Source organism: Serratia microhaemolytica (assembly GCF_004011885.1).
GTDB classification, from domain to species: domain Bacteria; phylum Pseudomonadota; class Gammaproteobacteria; order Enterobacterales; family Enterobacteriaceae; genus Serratia_G; species Serratia_G microhaemolytica.
In genome coordinates this window covers 49,208-68,381 of sequence record NZ_SBEF01000014.1, presented here as the reverse complement: position 1 = coordinate 68,381, position 19,174 = coordinate 49,208, and the positions used below count along the sequence as shown (strand labels likewise).

The window sequence follows — 19,174 nt, the reverse complement described above, 5'->3', positions numbered from 1 at the left end:
AGTTGGTTAACCAAGATCACCACAACGCACCTGCAGAGCAGTAATTGCAGTCAGTGCTGTCGTCTCTGTGCGCAATACACGCGGTCCTAATAGAATATCAGTAAATCCCTGTTCTGTGGTCATGGCGATCTCTTGTGCTGATAGTCCACCTTCAGGCCCAATCAGCAGCCGGATCCGCCGGTTATCTAATGCTAAACTGTTGATCCCCTGCCTGGCGCGCGGATGCAAGTTGAGCTTTAACCCCTCATCCAACTCTGCACACCAATCAGGTAATGACATCGCAGGGCGTAGTTGCGGAATACGGTTGCGTCCGCACTGTTCGCAGGCTGCAATGATAATTTTTTGCCACTGCTGCTGCTTTTTCTCTAGCCGTTCACCACTCAGCACGACACCACAACGTTCAGAAAATAACGGGGTGATTACGCTTACACCCAGTTCAACTGACTTCTGAATGGTAAACTCCATTTTTTCTCCACGCGAGATCACTTGTCCCAGATGCAGATGAAGAGGCGACTCACGGTCTTGCCACTCTGCCGTACCTACCGCGACACGGACACCTTTTTTCTCCACACCGATAATCGCTGCGCTAAAAACCTGGTTGCTGCCATCAAACAGTTGCACGGTTTGCCCAACGTTCATGCGCAATACACGCGCAACATGGTTGGCAGCATCGTCACTCAGGTTAATCTCTGTGTTATTACTCAATGGGTTAGCATGATAAATGCGCGGGATACGCATGATTGTGACTGGCTCCTGGCTAGATCAGATTGCTCAATTGAGCACGAGATCCCGATCAGTTGCAAGTGAGATCCGGTAAATCGCTACTGATTTTAACCACTAACCCCGCCATCTGCGCCAGTATCTGGTCAGTTCAGCATCTAATGACCAATATCAACCTGAGTCATTATCGCTAACGCTGATACCGGTTGTGGCAAACGCAACACGAATGCCACAACCACTACACTGTCAAATCAGGATTTTTTCTGTTGGCAAGCACGTTGCACATAAGGGTTGTGATTGCCTTGTACCTGAGCGATACGCTGTTCACGCTGACACTCCCAGCCAGTTACTGGATACTGGCGGTTCCAAGCTTCAAACAGTTGCGTCTGCTGACGCGAAAGGTTGAGTTGATAACGATCTCGCATGTAAAAATAGGTGCGGGCAATTGTGCCACGCGTGTGGCTTGGTGGCTCTGCCAGTTTATTTTTGAAATCAACCTTCATTGGGCACTGACCATACTGCCCTTCACCACCGTTCCATTGGCTATACATAAAGTTATTACGATCACCATTCACTTCACCGATGGCCGGTTGTAAGTTGTGCAGGTCGATCTCCATTTGACGATAGGTTGGGTTTTTATCACAATTCTTGCGCCCTCCCTGTTGCCAGCACTGTAACTGATGGCCAAACTGCCAGGCTGGAACCACATGTTCCCACTCTATCCGCTCTGCACGCTGGCTGTTTTTGCGTGGCTGGTAGCCACAACTCTCCAGATTGGGCACGCCTTTTTTACCTTGCCACTCAATCTTGCAGCCACAGTAGAAACTGCCTGGGGCATCTTGGTTAATCTTGGCGGAGACGGCTTTCGCCTGGGTAAAGTTGTTGATGCTCGCAGCCAATACCTGACCAGAAGCCGCCACTGTGACCAGCACGCTAAATAAAATTTTGTGATACATATTCCAAATCTGCCGCAAATAACAAAAGCAGACAGGGTAGCGGAACTTTTCAGCAGTAGCAAATATTGAAATTTTCTCTCTTTAACAAATAAAGAGTTAACAAATTTTCAAAATTAACCTGAAAAAACTAGCCGTTCACCGCAATGGCGACAGTAATAGTGACTTTCCTGTCGCAAGACTCGGTTATGCCGACGCAGCGTTAACTGGTGCTGCTGGCAAGCACAACGGTAACTGAAGGTTTTTGTTTGCACTGAAGCGAGTGCAAACTGGTGGGTACGCAGTGCGGGGACTGACAGCACTTGCTCCATCATCCAGCGCCACTCACGACCATGTGGCGCTACTTGGCCAAACTGCTCGAACACCAGTAGATGTGCCAATTCGTGTGGCACTACCTGGTCAATAAATGGCTGCTGATTCTCCTGTAGCAACACCGGATTAAGCCGGATTTCCCAGGCTTGCGGCCAGGCGCTACCGGCCAGTGTGCCTCTCTGCTGATACAAGATCTTCGGCTCGGCAAAGGTGCGCGCGAAATGGTGCTGCGCTAATTGCAGTTTACTGCGTAAGCAGCGCATCACCGCTTGTTGTAATGCAATCGGGATATGGGTTCTGTTCATGGCGGTAGCTTAAAGGAATGTTAGCCAGGTAGGCAACCTGCAACAGTTCATCAAAGTTCCGCACCCCCACAGTCAGCCACTTTTTCACCAGACAGTACCCAAAATTCTGATCCAATATCTGTACACGACGAGTGCGGTAAGCTCTCAATATTTGAACTGGCACCGCTGGCGGCGCTAAGACCAGCCTCGCACATTTGCCATTATGAGAGTTAGCGCAACAACGCATTAACAAAAAATCGGTAAGGTGGCGCCAGTAACCAGGTAATATCATCGATATTGATAACTTTTTGACTACATCCGGTTTATCCTGACAGATATCTGAGATGATGATTGTGACAGTGACGCTCAAGCCGATTGAGTGACATCGAATGCAACTGAGAGTAAGTGAGAGAACCATGCCAAATAAACCGTTCTATTACCAAGATCCGTTTCCTTTACAGCACGATAGTACCGAATACTACTTACTGAGTCGTGACCATGTTTCTGTCGGTCAGTTTGCCGGGCAGGATGTGTTGCAGATCGAACCGGCTGCACTCACGCTGTTAGCACAACAGGCATTTCATGATGCCTCCTTCATGCTACGTACAGAACACCAGCAGCAGGTCGCTGCCATTCTTGATGATCCCGAAGCGAGCGAGAATGACAAATATGTCGCACTGCAATTTTTACGCAACTCTGAAATTGCAGCCAAAGGCATCCTGCCAACCTGCCAGGATACCGGTACTGCGATTATTGTCGGTAAAAAAGGGCAACGTGTCTGGACTGGTGGTGGCGATGAAGCGGCGCTATCACATGGGGTTTACAACACTTTTACCGAAGATAACCTGCGCTATTCACAAAATGCCGCGCTGGATATGTACCAAGAAGTCAACACCGGCACCAATCTGCCGGCGCAGATTGATCTCTACAGTGTCGATGGTGAAGAGTACAAATTCCTGTTTATTGCCAAAGGTGGTGGCTCTGCCAATAAAACCTATCTCTATCAGGAGACCAAAGCGCTACTCAGCCCTGGTAAATTAAAAGCCTATTTGGTGGATAAAATGCGTACTTTAGGTACTGCCGCCTGTCCGCCTTATCACGTAGCTTTCGTGATCGGTGGGACTTCGGCTGAGGCGACACTGAAAACGGTCAAGCTAGCATCGACCAAATATTATGATCAGTTACCTCATCAAGGTAATGAACATGGTCAAGCCTTCCGTGATCTCGCTTTAGAGCAGGAGTTACTGCAAGCGGCACAAGAGTTGGGATTAGGCGCACAGTTTGGTGGCAAATATTTCGCCCACGATATTCGGGTGATCCGGCTACCACGCCACGGGGCTTCCTGCCCTGTCGGTATGGGGGTCTCCTGTTCTGCCGACCGTAATATCAAAGGCAAGATCAACCGGGAAGGTATCTGGCTGGAAAGGCTGGAGCACAACCCAGGCAGATTTATTCCGGCACATTTACGTCAAGCAGGCGAAGGTAAAGCAATCCAGGTTGATCTCAACCGTCCGATGGCCGAGATTTTGCGGCAGTTGTCACAATATCCGGTTGCTACCCGACTTTCCCTCAACGGTACGATTATCGTCGGTCGTGACATCGCTCATGCCAAACTGAAAGAGCGGCTGGATCGTGGTGAGGATCTGCCGCAGTACATCAAAGATCACCCGATTTACTACGCTGGGCCGGCAAAAACGCCGGTAGGTTACGCGTCGGGTTCTCTTGGGCCGACCACCGCTGGACGGATGGACTCCTACGTTGATCTACTGCAAGCACACGGTGGCAGCATGATTATGTTGGCAAAAGGCAATCGTAGCCAACAAGTTACTGATGCCTGCCATAAACATGGCGGTTTCTATCTGGGCAGTATCGGTGGGCCTGCTGCGGTACTGGCACAGCAGAGCATCAAACACCTGGAGTGTGTCGAGTATCCGGAACTGGGGATGGAGGCGATCTGGAAAATTGAGGTGAAAGACTTCCCTGCCTTCATTCTGGTCGATGATAAGGGCAACGACTTCTTCCAGCAGATACAGGCTGGTCAATGTAGCAACTGCGTGAAATAAATCCGTTAGCGCAGCCCTAAACGTTGACCAACCAGCCACGCTGTCGCATCGCGTGGCTGGTTGTCTGCCCTTACAGCCAGTTCTTGCGTTTGAAATAGAGGTAAGGGGCAAGTCCGGCAATAATCATGAGTGCGATTGCCCCTGGATACCCCAGTTCCCAACGTAGCTCTGGCATGAACTCAAAGTTCATGCCGTAACTTGATGCCACCAAGGTGGGTGGCAAGAAGATCACCGAAACCACCGAGAAGATCTTGATGATCCGGCTCTGTTCGATGTTAATAAAGCCCATCGCCGCCTGCATCAGGAAGTTGACCTTCTGGAACAGTGACTCATTATGTGGCAGTAGAGATTCGATATCACGTAACACTTCTCGCGCCTGTTCCAGTTGCCCGGTCGGCAAGCGAGCTTTGCGCACCAAAAAGTTGAGCGCACGTTGGGTATCCATCAGACACAGACGCACCTTCCAACCAATGTCTTCCAGTTCCGCCAGTTTCGACAGTGCCTCATCGTAACCATCGCCAGGATGCCCTTCCATAATCACCCGGCTCAGTTTTTCTAACTGGCTGTAAACATGCTCAATCTCATCAGCCAACTGTTCAATTTTAGTCTCAAACAGATCCAGTAGCAGCTCATAAGCGTTACCATCATTCATCCGTTGGCTACGCGCACGCATACGATAAAGGCGAAATGCCGGTAACTCACGTTCGCGCAAAGTAAACAGACGACCATCACGAATGGTAAAAGCTACCGTCGCGTTACCGGCATGATCTTCGATATCTTCAAAATAGAAAAACGAGTGGATGTGCAGACCATCATCATTTTCAAAAAAGCGGGCTGAGGCTTCGATATCATCCAGCTCTGGGCGTGTTGCCAGGCTCTGACCGAATTCCAGTTGTACCCGTTGACGATCCTGCTCTTCGGGTTCAACCAGATCGATCCAGAGTGAATCAGATAAATCGTCACCGTCGTCTAACTCCAGGCGAGAAAGGCGGTTATTTTCTAATTTAAATGCGTTTAGCATCGGCTAAAACTCCCTTCGAGTTACCGGGGAGGCGACACATTGAAACATAGAAACTCTGTAGCAGCAGCACTACTCATTTCAAACCATGATGAGATCCGGCTTAGGGCGAGACTGATAAAGCAGCGCCAACAGCCACCAAGGGCATCAGCGCGATCGGATAACCTTGGAAGTTGTACCTGTTACTCAGGTCTGTAAGCCAGTATCTACTGGGTATGTCCAAGGCGTTAGTCCCCATTGATGATAATGCGCGCATGTTACGCCGAGAGGAAAAAGCCTGTCAACAGGTTGGTTTAGGTTATTCGCTGCCGCTGGCATGCTGTGCTTACACCCTCGGCAGACCAGCGATGCCACTCATAGCGCCTGCAATTTGGCATACGCAGCCACTAACCACTTGATACCTTCACCCTGAAAGGCGATTTGCAACCGGCAATGCTCACCACTGCCTTCTAAATTAATAATAGTGCCTTCACCAAATGTTGGGTGACGAACACGCTGCCCGAGCCGATAGCCACTATCATTCAGGTTAAGTGGCGTACCGCTACGTTGACGCTGCACCGGCCGGGAGACGCTAGCACGCAAGCGCACTTCCTCTAGGCACTCTGCCGGTAGTTCAGCAATAAAACGCGAAGGACGATGATAAACTTCTTTGCCATAAAGGCGACGACTTTCCGCATAGCTGAGGGTTAACTTTTGCATCGCGCGTGTCAGCCCGACATAAGCCAAGCGGCGCTCCTCCTCTAGCCGTCCTGACTCATCCAGTGACATCTGGCTGGGGAACATCCCCTCCTCCATGCCGACAATAAACACCTGACGAAACTCCAGCCCCTTCGCTGAGTGCAACGTCATCAGTTGTACTGCGTCCTGATAGGCATCGGCTTGCCCTTCGCCCGCTTCTAATGCGGCATGTGCCAGAAACGCCTGCAATGGCGTAAGCTCTTGGTCTGTTTCCGGCAGTGAATACTGCTTGGTTGCTGTGACCAGTTCTTCCAAGTTTTCAATCCGAGCTTGCCCTTTTTCGCCCTTCTCCTGTTCGTACATGCTAAACAGACCTGAATCACGTATCACCCTATCGGTCTGCTGGTGAAGTGGTAACTCGGCACTATCCTGTGCCAGTGCATCAATCAATTCCAAAAAACGCTGTAAAGAGGCGGCGGCGCGCCCTGCTAGCACTTTGTCGCGCAACAACCGATGGGTGGATTGCCACAAGGTAAGCTGTTGATCACGGGCGGTATGACGCACCATCTCCAAGGTACGGTCGCCAATTCCGCGTGTTGGCACATTGACCACACGTTCAAAGGCTGCATCATCATTGCGGTTCGCGATCAAACGCAGGTAGGCCAATGCATCCTTGATCTCTTGCCGTTCAAAAAAGCGCATTCCACCATAGATACGGTAGGGCATGTTGCTCTGTAGTAGAGCCTCTTCCAGTACACGTGACTGTGCGTTACTGCGGTACAGGATGGCGCAATCACTGAGCGCGCCCCCTTGCTGTTGCCAGGCTTTAATTCGACCCACGACAAAACGTGCTTCATCCAGCTCGTTAAAAGCAGAATAAAGCGAGATCGGTTCACCCTCGACACCGTCAGTCCAGAGATTTTTCCCCATCCGTCCAGCATTATTGGCGATTAAGGTATTGGCAGCGGTTAAGATAATGCTGGTAGAGCGGTAATTCTGCTCTAAACGTACCGTCTCTGTGGCTGGGAAATCCTGCAAAAAGCGTTGAATATTTTCTACCTGTGCGCCACGCCAGCCATAAATCGACTGATCATCATCACCGACAATCATCACATTGGCTTGATCACCCGCCAGCAGGCGGATCCAGGCATATTGGATACGGTTGGTATCCTGAAACTCATCCACCAAGATGTTGCTAAAACGCGCACGATAGTGGTTAAGGATTGCCGGTTTGTTGAGCCATAGCTCATGTGCGCGCAGCAGCAGTTCGGCAAAATCCACTAACCCGGCGCGATCACAGGCTTCCTGATAAGCCTGATAAATGCGCTGCCAGGTTGCCTCTACCGGGTTGCCATAACTTTCAATGTGTTGCGGTCGAAGACCATCATCTTTTTTGTTATTGATGTACCACATTGCCTGACGCGGTGCCCACTGCTTCTCATCTAGGTTGAGAGCACGCACAATACGTTTGAGCAGCCGTAGCTGATCTTCACTATCCAGGATCTGGAAATCAGCGGGTAGATTGGCGTCCAGCGGGTGCGCACGTAACAGCCGATGCGCTAAACCGTGGAAAGTGCCAATCCACATACCCGCTTGGTGGCTACCAACCAGTTGCTCAATACGGTGGCGCATTTCTGCCGCCGCTTTGTTGGTGAATGTCACCGCCATGATCGAGAATGGTGAACAGTGCTCAACGGCCAGTAACCAGGCGATGCGATGTACCAGTACACGCGTCTTGCCACTGCCGGCACCGGCTAGCACCAGCAAATTGCGCCGGGGTGCCGCCACCGCTTCACGCTGTTTATCATTCATGTTGTTGAGCAGTTGGGAAACGTCCATAGCCACCACCAGGAGTCATCGCAAAACGCCAATTGTGCTGGCGTGTTACTGGGTCGAGTTATCGCTTATGCTGTGCCGTAGCTGCCGTAGCACAACTTCAGCATCACAAGCATTTTTCTACTGGGATTATAACCAGTCTGTCAGCGATGCCAATTGTGAAATTTCAACGTGCGGTAATAAGCGGCTATCTCCTGCTTGTCGCAAGCAGCGTTGGCGATCGTTCAGCCAGCACGCCTGTAGCCCTGCACGTAATGCACCGGCAACATCGGTGGTGAGATCATCCCCGACATGCAGTATCTGCTGTGGTGCAATCTGCAAACGCTGCGCCGCCAGGCGGTACATGTCCTGGTATGGTTTGGCACGCCCATCAGGCCCCGCGCGTAATACAAACTGAAAGTAATCAGCCAATCCACATTGTGTCGGATCCGCATTGCCATTAGTGATCGCCACCAGCAGATAACGCTGTTGCAATGCTTGCAGTGTGCTGTGTGTGCTGGCGGGTACTGCAATCCGGCTGCGCCAGGTTGCAAAGTGTTGCATCACCGCATCGGCACCACTGGCTGCCTGTATCGGGTTGACTCCCACTCTACTGAGCGCCAACTGGATCGCACGCCAGCGCCATTGGGTGACATCGTGGTAAATCTCTGGCTGTTGCTGGCACAACTCTTGGCGTAAACGCTGTAGGTCAGTTGGCTGAAACTGGCGTAGGCCTGGATGGTATTGCTGCAAAAACAGCAGTGACTGTTGTTCTGTCTGTTCAATCACCAGACGGTTGTCATACAGGGTATCATCCAGATCAAAGCTGAGTGCCACCACTGGGCGCATTGCACGGTAAAAAAGCATTAAGAGTTCCCCCGTTTAGCTCGTGGATGGGCGGCATCGTAGACCTGGGCCAAGTGCTGAAAGTCAAGGTGGGTATAGATTTGTGTAGTGCTCAAGTTAGCGTGGCCCAATAGTTCTTGCACGGCTCGCAGGTCACCGCTTGACTCCAGTACATGGGTGGCAAACGAGTGGCGTAATTTGTGTGGATGAATATGGCTGCTGATGCCCTGTTTTACTCCCCACAGGGCGAACCGCTTTTGTACATTACGGGCTGAGATGCGCTTTCCCTGATTGGAGAGAAACAGCGCATCATCCTGTGGTTCAAACAGATCACGTAAGCTCAACCACTGCTGTAGCCAGGTGAGTGCTTGGCGACCAAGTGGCAATTTACGTGCCTTGCTGCCTTTACCAACCACCCAGATGTCTCGACTCGATAAGTCAATATCCCGGCAGTTAATGCCTATCAGTTCCGCCAGACGGAGCCCTGTGCCGTAGGTCAGTTCCAGCATCGCACGATCGCGCACTGCTAGCGGATCATTCAGATCAATCGCCAACAGTTGACTCACCTCATCAACATCAACATTTTTCGGCAGATGTCGCTTGCCGTTTGGTGTGCGGATGCCTTTCGCCGGATTGGCCGCCAATACTCCTTCGCTCACCAGCCAGTGCAAGAATGTGCGTAGTGCTGAAAAACGCAGCGCCAGACTGGCGCTCTGCAAACCTGCCCGTTTACTGCGTGCCGCTATTTGGCGCACTTTGGCACTGTCAAGCATGGCCCATTCACTGATGCCCAAGGCGCTCGCGGTCTCGATGAGCGCGGTTAGCTGACGACGATAGTTGCTCTGAGTCAACTGACTCAGTTGGCGTTCTACCTTCAAGTAGTGCAAAAAAGCGCTCACCGCCGGTTGCAGGTTGGTATTGAGATCACTCATAACCGAACGATCCAGCGCTCAAGTTGAGCTGGCAATAACTGTGCAAGTTGGCTAAGTAACAGTGTGCCCATACCTTGCTGATAATGTTGCGCATCACGGCTGCTAAAGATTAGCACGCCAAGATCACCTAACTCGCCAAGCAGAGAGATCGCCACCGAACCAACCTGCTTCGCCTGTGGCAGTAACAGCAGTAATTCCGGTGCATTGAGTTGGCCCAGGTAGTGCTGTTGATCGCGTAGGCGTTGAATGCGTAATGGCTCAAACGCGGAGCGTGCCAAGGCAAGATGGTTGAAATCTGATGGTGCCTGTAGATGCCAGCGATCACTAAACAGACGAATGTCGGCGCCAACCAAACCAAACTCTTTTGCCCAGAGTTGCAAGCGCATTAACATCTGCGGCAAACTCTCTGCGGTGCTGATGTCACTCTGTAGCTGTAGTAGGCGAGTGAATAGCTGCTGATTGGCTGTCGCCTGTTCCATCAACAGGCTGATCTCCTGTTGGAGTTGAGCAATCTGGTGGCGTTGGCGTGCCAATTGCCACTCGACTAATGAGGTTGCACCACGCACCACATGTGGCACACGCAGTTGCTCAACTTGTGCTGCTTGGCGCAGAAAAAAGTCTGGATGCTGCTGCAAATATTGCAGTACACACTGATCGTCAATCATGCTGGCGGGTAACATTTCGCTGTCACGTGGTTCTTTCATAACTGAATAAAGCCATCATAAACATGAGTCGCTGGACCGGTCATCAACAGTGGATGTCCCGTTCCCTGCCAGCGAATGTGTAAACTGCCACCCAATAGATCCACCTTGACCTGTTCTGACAGTACCCCTTGCTGGATCCCTACCGCTACTGCGGCACAAGCACCACTGCCACAAGCTTGTGTCTCACCAGCCCCACGTTCATAAACACGCAGTTTGATATGTTCCCGGCTGATCACCTGCATAAAACCGACATTAACCCGTTCGGGGAAACGCTCGTGTGCTTCCAGCAGTGGGCCTAGTTGGGCAACATCCGCCGTTTTGATATCGTCAACCTGCAAGACACAATGTGGATTCCCCATCGAGACCACGCCACACATTACAGTATGTTGTGCCGCGCGAATAATGTAGGTTTTTTCCGCTTTTGCTGCACGAAATGGCACGGTTTGCGGCTCGAAACGTGGTTCACCCATATTGACGCAGACCAGATCATCACTGGTGACACTCAACACCATACGTCCAGCCTGCGTGCTGACGCGGATATCACGTTTGTTGGTTAACCCTTTTAGCCGCACAAAGCGGGCAAAACAGCGTGCGCCATTGCCACACTGTGACACTTCGCTACCGTCAGCATTGAAAATGCGGTAATGAAAATCCACTTCCGGATCATAGGGCGCTTCAACCAGCAACAGTTGGTCAAAGCCAACACCGAGATGGCGATCTGCCAGGCGGCGGATCAATTCAGGTGAGAAGTAGACATTTTGCGTTACGGCATCGACCACCATAAAGTCGTTACCCAGCCCGTGCATCTTGGAGAACTGCATATCGTATCCTGTTATTTTGATCTGTCATCCGCTGTCACAGCATAACATCAAACCAACTTATCCTGTTGTTATCTATAAACCAATGCTCATCCACCGCGCTGTTCTGCTCACAAAGCACCAGACAATCGCTGGCTGAGCGGTTTCCCTACTGCGCCCGAGCTTCATTTGGCGCTATCATTGATAACGAGAACGCTTTGCCTTTGCTTGGAAAACTGAGCGGTCCTTTTTGACCACAACCCGAAGCAGTTGCCAATACCAGCGTTATCAATGCCAGCCGGATAGCGTATTGTTTTTTTTTCATTGTACACGAGAGCCTGTAATTCATCTGTCTAAAGCCCAGTATAATCGCAGGTAGATCACGAAAAGCAACAGGAATCGATAATGAACGACAGTGAATTTCACCAATTGGCCGACCAATTGCTGCTCAATATTGAACAAACACTGGATGCCTTTACCGGCGATAGTGATATCGACTACGAAACACACAGTGGAGTCATGACGTTAACTTTCGACAATCGCAGTAAAATTGTCATCAACCGTCAGGAGCCGCTGCATCAAATCTGGTTGGCAACCAAAGCCAACGGCTACCATTTCTCCTACCGTGAAGGCGACTGGATTTGCGATCGCTCCGGCCGCAGTTTTTACTCGTTGCTGAGCGAAGCCGTCAGCCAGCAGGCGGGTGAAACGGTACTATTCCACTGAGATTAAACCTCAGAGTGAGCGCAGTAGCGATCCTGATCTTTCACCGCTGGTTGACTGTTGAGGGGCTGCTGTGTTGGGGCGACATAGAGCGCAGACAGGGCATTGCTGCGATAGGGCATCACCTGAATGCGCCCTTCAATCTGCACCAACTGGTAAAATTGTGGCAAGTTGAAATTGATAAAGCTTGAAGCATAGGTAAAACGATCATGTGAGGAGGAGTAGAAACGGCTGACATCACGTACCAGTTCTTCCTTGCTGCCACCGCAGTGGTGATAAGCCTCAACACGATTAAGTTCATCCAGGATATAAATGTTAAAACCGTTGCCATCACTGCAATCTTCAAAGAAAAACTGAATGATGCCCTGGCTGGCAAAGCCGTCGATCACCGCCGGCAGATGTAGCTGATCGGCAGCCACTTTGATCGATAAACCATGCAATTTGTTGTTGGAGATGGCGCCATAAAACTCTACTGCATTCTCCAGTTTCTGTACCGAGACACTGAGGCGTTCAAAAAACAGTCCCCAGGTCTGGCCGGAAACACGTAATGCCTTAAAACGGCACGCCCCCAAACGCGTGCTGGAGAGGCGCAACTCGATGCACTCAGAGACTAATTGCTGAATGCGTGTGCGGATCAAACCACGCAGGTAATGGCTATAGCAGAACACTTCCACCAGCTCTGGCGGCTGTGCATCCTGATGCATTTTACCGAGGATGGTCTGTAATGCTTCCAGCACCGCTTGCTCACCACTGAAATGGAGTGTGCGTACTTCATTCCAGGAGTTGCGGTAGAGCAGATCGATACTGCCAACCAGACACTGTTGTTGCTCACCAAAGCTGAACACATCCAGTTTGCGAAAGTCAAAATGGATCGACTGTTGGCCAAATGCACAGGTCGGGTCACTCTCCAGGTTGACAATGATCGCCAGTTGACGAATTTCACACGGACTGTACAGCGCTTTTGGTGTTGCCGGTGCTAAACGCAACGGGAAATGCTGCGAGACATCTGTCGCCAGTTCATGCAGTTTACCGATGTCACAGCCATCGGCTCCGCGCAGATGCAGACGCGTCTGTGCAGTCAATAATCCATTGAAGTAAGACCAAGCTACCAGTTTGTTCAGGTAGGGGCTGTACTCGAGTGGCTGATGACTGATGATGGCGCTCATCTCCGGTGCCTGATTATAGAGATACCAGCCTGGACGATTGGCGCGGCCAAACGGAACCTGAATAAAGGTTAAATCCTGTTCGGATAGATCGGGTGAAATCTGCGGGTTGAGCAGTGTCACTTTACCGGGCAGTGCTTCAAATGCCGCATATAACTTGCGGGTTAATACCCCAATATCCTGTGGGCTGGCACTGACACTGAGATTGTTACGGCGCGCAAAGCGGATCAGGTTACGGTAACTCTGCATCATGGCATCGAGCAGTTCGTTGTGCGCTTCACGCACGCGCTCAATTTTCCACTCGGGACGTTCATCTAACATGGTGAGACGCTGTTCACTCCACCCCCAGTCGCGTACCAGTTGACTGAGGATTTCACGCCGCCAGCCGACACTCAAAGCACAACACGACGACAATTTCTCACACACTTTTAGGTAAAAACAGCGTCGGACCAGATCAAGTCGCGCCTCATCATGGGTTGCGTTGAGGTAATGAGTAACGCGCTCTAACATCATGCAATAAGCATCAAGGCCGAAACAGACAATCTCCCCCCGATGCAAATGCTGTTTGATGGTGGAAGCCAGTAGTTCGGTGTTGGGATACTCCCAAGAGTAAGCCTCAAGCAGTAGCGTTTTCAGCACTGCTTTATACGGTGAATCAATACTTTTATATAACTGCCATAAACTGGCACCAAAGTACTCCTCAGCAGAGAGTGTGCCTAACCCGCCCAGATCGAGCCACTCATTCGGGGTTAATACCCCTTGCGCATAGAGCGAAAGTACATACTCATCGTAGTGAGCTTCCTCGTCACTCGGTACCATATTCCATAAAATCCGTTTGCCGGCCAAACGCACCGCAGTGCGGTAAAACTCTTCTAACAGCAGGATATATTGGGTAGAACCGCAATCTTCGCAGCTCAAATTGCCGCTTTGGTGATGTCGAAAGCGATTTTCGTCGATCAGAAAGAAGTTAACCTCTACCTCGTTTGAGGCGGCCCACTGCTGCAACAGGGTACACTTCTGCTCCAGCAACTCACGCTCTTGTTGATCAAGCCAGGACTGGTGGCAAACCCAGATATCAAGATCGGAAGTGCAGCTCTGGCCAATAGAGGCGGTGCTGCCCATAGAGTAGATGCCAGTGATTGGCAATTCACCGCCAGTGACATCGACAACAGAAAAACCAGCATCATGCTGTAACTGATTGAGATGGTGCTGTTGCTCCTCATTTGGAGCATAAAGACAGATGCCATAAGGCACTTCACCCTCTAGATAACCGGGTGCTTGTGGATGATGATAGTGCAGCAGCACAGGTAACAGGTTATAAACCCGCTGGCAGGCAGGCTTCATCGCTGTCAAAGCGCGATCAATTCGCAGTTGGTTGATCGCATCCAGTCGCTGTTTCAGTGTCTCAATATAGAGGTGCAAGACGTCTCGCCCGATTATCCAGTACTTGAAAACCCCCGCATTCCCTAACCACTCTTCAATCCAGCAGGGCATTTAACAAATTAAATGTCGGAAACGTGATCAATCTAACATCTTGCAGCTTGACGGTAAAGGTGGTTAAACAAGCTGCACAGCATGGTGTTTTTTTATTCAGCAGTAACAACGGCGTGCTACACCACAGCAACCAGCCACCCCAACACCGTGCCAACATGGTATTCGTTAACGCTAACGTGGCGTACAGAGATAGACCCACGCCGGGGGAAAATTGCGCATCTCATAGACGCGTTCCCAGACAAAATAGCGCGATAACAGCTTTTCGGACATCGGGCTGTACTGAAACTGGATCAAGGTTCCCCCCTGATTCAACCGCTCTCTGATCTGGCGCAAAATGCGTAACCGAGGCATCGCTGGGATCGACAGTAACGGCAGGCAAGAGAAGATAATGTCGTAATTACGTTGTAGCCTCTCAGCTGACTGGCTGATAATCTGCAACCTGTCATCCTGTTTTGCCAGCACCTGTAGCTGTTTAGCCAAATCTGGCTGAATTTCGTAAGCATCGAGCTCGCTGTCAGGTGCCAATCGGTTCAGTAACCTGCGGGTTAATACACCGCTACCCGCCCCTAATTCAGCGATAACCGTTGCTGAACTAAGATCCGCCAGTTGCACCATACGGTTACACAGCCAAGGCGATGATGGTGCTAGTGAGCCAAAGGTTCTTGGTGATTTTATGAATTGCTTAAAATAATCAGCCTGAGACTTTAGATACGGCTGAACCTTGTTTAATACTGAGTTAGACATCCCATTACCCTTTTTTTATCATCATCATTCCCAGTGTATCCCTAACTGATATCCTCACCTCAGGTGAAGATAGCGCTCTCCCGTTAGTCACTGCTCCCTCTACTGCCGGGAAGCAAACTGACCAATAACACTGTTGAGCAGTTTGCATCCCTCTGCATGTTAGCGCCCGTCACTAACATCGCAGCCACACGCTGTTCTCCATGCAGCCCGCGATCATCCTTGGCACGCTAACGACGTAAATCCGACGGCCAGCACAGCATTACTCAGCTCTCTCGAGCCTTGATGGTATTGATAATATTGGTTGTTGATAGTCCATCTTCAAAATTCAACACCTTCACTTCACCACCATTCGCCCATACCTCGGCGCTACCAGCAATCTGCTCTGGCTGATAATCACCACCTTTGACCAGCAGATCAGGCAAAATCTCTGCGATCAGTCGCTGTGGTGTATCTTCGTCAAACGCGACCACCCAATCAACCGCCTCCAACGCGGCCAACACGACCATGCGATTTTCCAGCCGATTGATTGGTCGCGCAGCCCCCTTCAGCCGTTGTGTTGAAGCATCGCTATTCACTGCCACAATCAGGCGATCCCCCAACCGACGTGCATTGGCCAAGTAGGCGACATGACCGGCGTGCAAAATATCAAAAATACCGTTCGTCATCACTAACTTCTCGCCGCGTTGCCGCGCTTGAGCCACCGCCTGTTTTAATGCGTTCTCACTCATCACACCAAAGCCGGTTTCAGCCCGGCCACGAATGGCATTTTCCAGTTCAATTGGCGACACCGTGGAAGTACCCAACTTACCCACCACCACACCGGCCGCAGCATTGGCAAGAAAACAGCTCTCTTCCAGTGTGTTACCCGCCGCTAATGCTGCCGCCAGTACACCAATCACCGTGTCACCTGCACCGGTGACATCAAACACCTCTTGTGCTTGAGTCGGCAAATGCAGTGGCGCACGTTGCGGTTGTAATAATGTCATACCCTGTTCCGAGCGGGTTACCAATAACGCCGACAGTTGATAATCAGCAATTAATTGCATACCGCGCTGGACTAACTCCTGTTCGTTATTACACGTCCCCACTACAGCTTCGAATTCAGACAAATTCGGCGTCAATAGTGTCGCACCACGATAGCGCTCGAAATCGGTGCCTTTCGGATCAATCAGTACCGGAACGCCAGCCGCACGTGCCAGTGCTATCATACTCTGCACTTCACGCAACGCCCCTTTGGCATAATCAGACAGCACCAATGCTCCGATGTGCGGCAGCGCCTGCTGAATGCGTTCCAACAGTGGCTGAGGATCGACATTAAAGAAACCCTGCTCAAAATCGAGCCGGATCAACTGCTGATGGCGGGAAAGCACACGCAATTTAGTGATGGTGGGATGCGTTGGCTGGGCAACAAAATCACAACGCACATTCACTGCGCCAAGTTTGGCACTTAACGCACGCGCTGCATCGTCGATGCCGGTCAAGCCAACCAGACGGGCGTTAGCCCCCAGTGAGGCAATGTTCATCGCCACGTTAGCAGCTCCGCCGGGGCGTTCTTCGATCGTCTCGACCTTGACTACTGGAACCGGTGCCTCTGGTGAGATACGGCTGGTTGGCCCGTGCCAATAACGATCCAGCATTACATCACCCACCACCAGCACACCGGCGCGGCGAAAATCAGGCAGTGTTACTTTCATCCGATAACTCCAAAGCACAAAAATCAATGCGCCAGATAGTAACATAGCTTGGCAGCATTACGGCAATCCGATTGGCAAGGAGCCCCGAAGAAGATAAACAAACAGCCAACGCCGACTAATAAATTCTATTAATATTTCTCTGACATCATCTGATGTTGCAACCACGCTTATTTTATCTCTCATCAAGAACAGTCTCGCATTAAGTACACTATAATTAGCACAAAACACTAGTTAATCGCACACAAACAGCGAGTATATTGATAGATAGAGGATATAAGGTGAAAATTAAATCTTGTTTAGCTATTTCATTACTGATCATACTCTCGACATCCAGTAACCAAGCTTCAGCAACAGCTGTCGCTGCCACATCGTGGCACAGCCCTTCACTGAGCACCGAAACCGTTGTCGCTCCCAATGGCGCAATCACTACACATACGGCATTAACAGCAAATCAGTTATGGGGATTAACTGAAAGCAAAACAGTTGAGAAGGTCAACGAAGATATCTATGCCCTACGCGGATGGGGAATAGCCAGCAGTTACGCAATTAGAGCACCTAACGGCTGGATCATCATCGACACGGGAGATTCAACGCGTGCCGCCAAAGAGATGCGCAGCATGCTGGAGCAACAACTCGGTGAAAAAATCAATGTCGCAGCGGTATTACTGACGCATTGGCACTATTCAGACGGCACGGGAGCCTGGCTCGATCAACATACTGAAATTTGGGGACATGAATATCTGGATCGTAATCGCAACGCATCGAAGGGGGTAAGTATCAAGAGTGGTTTTTACCTGACGCGCGCCGTTGCACAATTTGGGGTCTTCCATCCCACGCAAGGCGCGGATGCTTTCCCAAATTTAATGCGTTTCTCTCCAGAAAAACTCCTGGCTGAATCCAGTTATAAAGCACCTACTCACCTGTTCCAGCATGGACAACTTCTTGACTTAAACATAGCCGGCGAGCCACTACAGGTTGCTCCAAATCGTACTGACACCTCTGATAGTGTCGCATTCTACTTTCCACGCCACCGCCTTGTAATCACTAACATGATGGTTACAGGCGCAATTTTCAACATCTACACATTACGTGGCGGAGCATTCCGCGATCCGAATACGTTCTTGCATGATGCACGCTGGGTTGAAGCTAAAAATGCGGAAATTTTGCTCGACATTCACGGCCCGACACTCAAAGGACAAACCATTGTCAGCAAAAATATCGAACGCTCGGTTGACCAAGTTCAGTTAATTCACGATCAAACATTACGCCTGATCGCCCAAGGCCTGAACCCTAGACAAGCTGCTGAAACACTCTATATGCCCGCACACTTACGTAATGGGCGCGAAGCCTATGGCCAGGTAGAAAGCCATGTGCGTCAAATTTGGAACGGCACCGTTGGTTGGTTTGATGGTGATGTTTACGAGATCAATCCACTATCACAACACGAAGAAGCCAGCAGGATAGTTACCATGATGGGAGGAGTGGACACCGTATTGAATGCCGCCGCCGAAGCAGAGCAAACCGGAGGGTTAGCGAATTGGCGCTGGAGCCTCAAATTAACCTCGCTACTGCTACAGTTAGATCCGGGCAACACCGAAGTGCGTAAAATACGCGCCGCCGCTGCCCGTGCGCTTGGTCAGCGCACCAGTTCGGCCAATGCCCGGGGTTTTTACCTCACTGAAGCACTGCAAAATGAAGGGCAACTCAAAGTAGAAGGGATCGCAATGACTCTGGATACCCTGCGTGCATTGGTTGGCACGCCCCAACATCAACAGTTGATCACCGCCTCTTTAGCAGAGAATCTGGATTTCATTCGCTATCTTATCGAACCACAGCGAGCGGAAGGCAAGCGATTGATTTTTAGTCTCACACGCGAAGGTGAAACTGCTATTCAACGGGTTGAATTACGTAACAGCGTGCTTGTTATTTCTGAAGTTAACCAACCCGCAGAGCGGCATTTCAACCTAACAGCGGCACAATTGGCTGACTTTATTTTGGCACGTAGTCTGCCGGTGAATGATCCTATATGGAGCGAACTCGATACAATCCTGGATCGTAGCCATCTCATGCTCAACACAAACACCGCATCCTCTGTTGAGGACCTACAAGGCACCCAGAATTACCCTCAGGAATAGCTGATATGCCAGACACACCGTTTTGCTGTGTGTCTGGTTTTTTTATTGCCGCCGTCTTACCGCCGGCTCTAACACCAGACAAAACGCAACACTGAATAT

16 protein-coding genes are annotated in these 19,174 nt (G+C 50.6%); 3 read left to right on the top strand and 13 right to left on the bottom strand.

Annotated elements, in window-relative coordinates:
- Positions 1-6 precede the first annotated feature (6 nt).
- From rsmE to EOJ37_RS06550, 3 genes are all read right to left on the bottom strand, one after another.
- Positions 7-738, bottom strand: a complete 732-nt coding sequence (rsmE, locus tag EOJ37_RS06560; RefSeq protein ID WP_127959097.1) for a 16S rRNA (uracil(1498)-N(3))-methyltransferase — start codon at positions 736-738, stop codon at positions 7-9.
- Between the two features lie 233 nt (positions 739-971).
- Entirely contained in the window at positions 972-1,676 is a 705-nt protein-coding gene (gene endA / locus EOJ37_RS06555) for a deoxyribonuclease I (protein ID WP_127959095.1), read from the bottom strand.
- Positions 1,677-1,789: 113 nt separating this feature from the next.
- Positions 1,790-2,290: a SprT family zinc-dependent metalloprotease gene (locus EOJ37_RS06550; protein WP_127959093.1), complete on the bottom strand. Its 501-nt coding sequence runs from the start codon at positions 2,288-2,290 to the stop codon at positions 1,790-1,792.
- A 395-nt stretch (positions 2,291-2,685) separates the two neighbouring features.
- Between EOJ37_RS06550 and fumA the strand changes: the two genes are divergently transcribed.
- Entirely contained in the window at positions 2,686-4,332 is a 1,647-nt protein-coding gene (gene fumA / locus EOJ37_RS06545) for a class I fumarate hydratase FumA (RefSeq protein ID WP_127959091.1), read from the top strand.
- Between the two features lie 70 nt (positions 4,333-4,402).
- Here fumA and corA read toward each other — a convergent pair whose 3' ends face one another.
- The 7 genes from corA to lptM all read right to left on the bottom strand — a co-directional run bounded on the left by corA (position 4,403) and on the right by lptM (position 11,447).
- Positions 4,403-5,353 (bottom strand): magnesium/cobalt transporter CorA, encoded by a 951-nt coding sequence (corA, locus tag EOJ37_RS06540; RefSeq protein ID WP_127959089.1) that lies wholly within the window; start codon positions 5,351-5,353, stop codon positions 4,403-4,405.
- A gap of 351 nt (positions 5,354-5,704) precedes the next feature.
- Positions 5,705-7,867 (bottom strand): DNA helicase II, encoded by a 2,163-nt coding sequence (gene uvrD, locus EOJ37_RS06530; protein WP_127959085.1) that lies wholly within the window; start codon positions 7,865-7,867, stop codon positions 5,705-5,707.
- Positions 7,868-7,993: 126 nt separating this feature from the next.
- Positions 7,994-8,710: a 5-amino-6-(5-phospho-D-ribitylamino)uracil phosphatase YigB gene (yigB, locus tag EOJ37_RS06525; RefSeq protein ID WP_127959083.1), complete on the bottom strand. Its 717-nt coding sequence runs from the start codon at positions 8,708-8,710 to the stop codon at positions 7,994-7,996.
- Entirely contained in the window at positions 8,710-9,621 is a 912-nt protein-coding gene (gene xerC / locus EOJ37_RS06520) for a tyrosine recombinase XerC (RefSeq protein WP_127959081.1), read from the bottom strand. The genes yigB and xerC overlap by 1 nt, the downstream gene beginning before the upstream one ends.
- A complete protein-coding gene (locus EOJ37_RS06515) occupies positions 9,618-10,325 on the bottom strand; it encodes a DUF484 domain-containing protein (protein WP_127959079.1) in 708 nt (235 codons plus the stop codon). Before EOJ37_RS06515 ends, xerC begins: the two co-directional genes overlap by 4 nt.
- Positions 10,322-11,146 (bottom strand): diaminopimelate epimerase, encoded by an 825-nt coding sequence (gene dapF, locus EOJ37_RS06510; protein ID WP_127959077.1) that lies wholly within the window; start codon positions 11,144-11,146, stop codon positions 10,322-10,324. Before dapF ends, EOJ37_RS06515 begins: the two co-directional genes overlap by 4 nt.
- A gap of 145 nt (positions 11,147-11,291) precedes the next feature.
- On the bottom strand, positions 11,292-11,447 hold the full coding sequence (gene lptM, locus EOJ37_RS14820) for an LPS translocon maturation chaperone LptM (RefSeq protein ID WP_127959075.1): 156 nt from the start codon (positions 11,445-11,447) through the stop codon (positions 11,292-11,294).
- A gap of 80 nt (positions 11,448-11,527) precedes the next feature.
- Between lptM and cyaY the strand changes: the two genes are divergently transcribed.
- Positions 11,528-11,848 (top strand): iron donor protein CyaY, encoded by a 321-nt coding sequence (cyaY, locus tag EOJ37_RS06500; RefSeq protein ID WP_127959073.1) that lies wholly within the window; start codon positions 11,528-11,530, stop codon positions 11,846-11,848.
- A gap of 2 nt (positions 11,849-11,850) precedes the next feature.
- Here cyaY and EOJ37_RS06495 read toward each other — a convergent pair whose 3' ends face one another.
- From EOJ37_RS06495 to hldE, 3 genes are all read right to left on the bottom strand, one after another.
- Positions 11,851-14,430 (bottom strand): class I adenylate cyclase, encoded by a 2,580-nt coding sequence (locus EOJ37_RS06495; protein WP_127959071.1) that lies wholly within the window; start codon positions 14,428-14,430, stop codon positions 11,851-11,853.
- A 243-nt stretch (positions 14,431-14,673) separates the two neighbouring features.
- Complete coding sequence (locus EOJ37_RS06490; protein ID WP_127959068.1) at positions 14,674-15,246, bottom strand: class I SAM-dependent methyltransferase; 573 nt, start codon at positions 15,244-15,246, stop codon at positions 14,674-14,676.
- Positions 15,247-15,509: 263 nt separating this feature from the next.
- The gene (gene hldE / locus EOJ37_RS06485) at positions 15,510-16,940 is read right to left on the bottom strand and encodes a bifunctional D-glycero-beta-D-manno-heptose-7-phosphate kinase/D-glycero-beta-D-manno-heptose 1-phosphate adenylyltransferase HldE (RefSeq protein WP_127959066.1); all 1,431 of its coding nucleotides are present in this window, start codon (positions 16,938-16,940) and stop codon (positions 15,510-15,512) included.
- Positions 16,941-17,218: 278 nt separating this feature from the next.
- On the opposite strand from hldE, the gene EOJ37_RS06480 reads away from it, so the two are divergent.
- The gene (locus EOJ37_RS06480) at positions 17,219-19,075 is read left to right on the top strand and encodes an alkyl sulfatase dimerization domain-containing protein (protein WP_127959064.1); all 1,857 of its coding nucleotides are present in this window, start codon (positions 17,219-17,221) and stop codon (positions 19,073-19,075) included.
- Positions 19,076-19,174 lie beyond the last annotated feature (99 nt).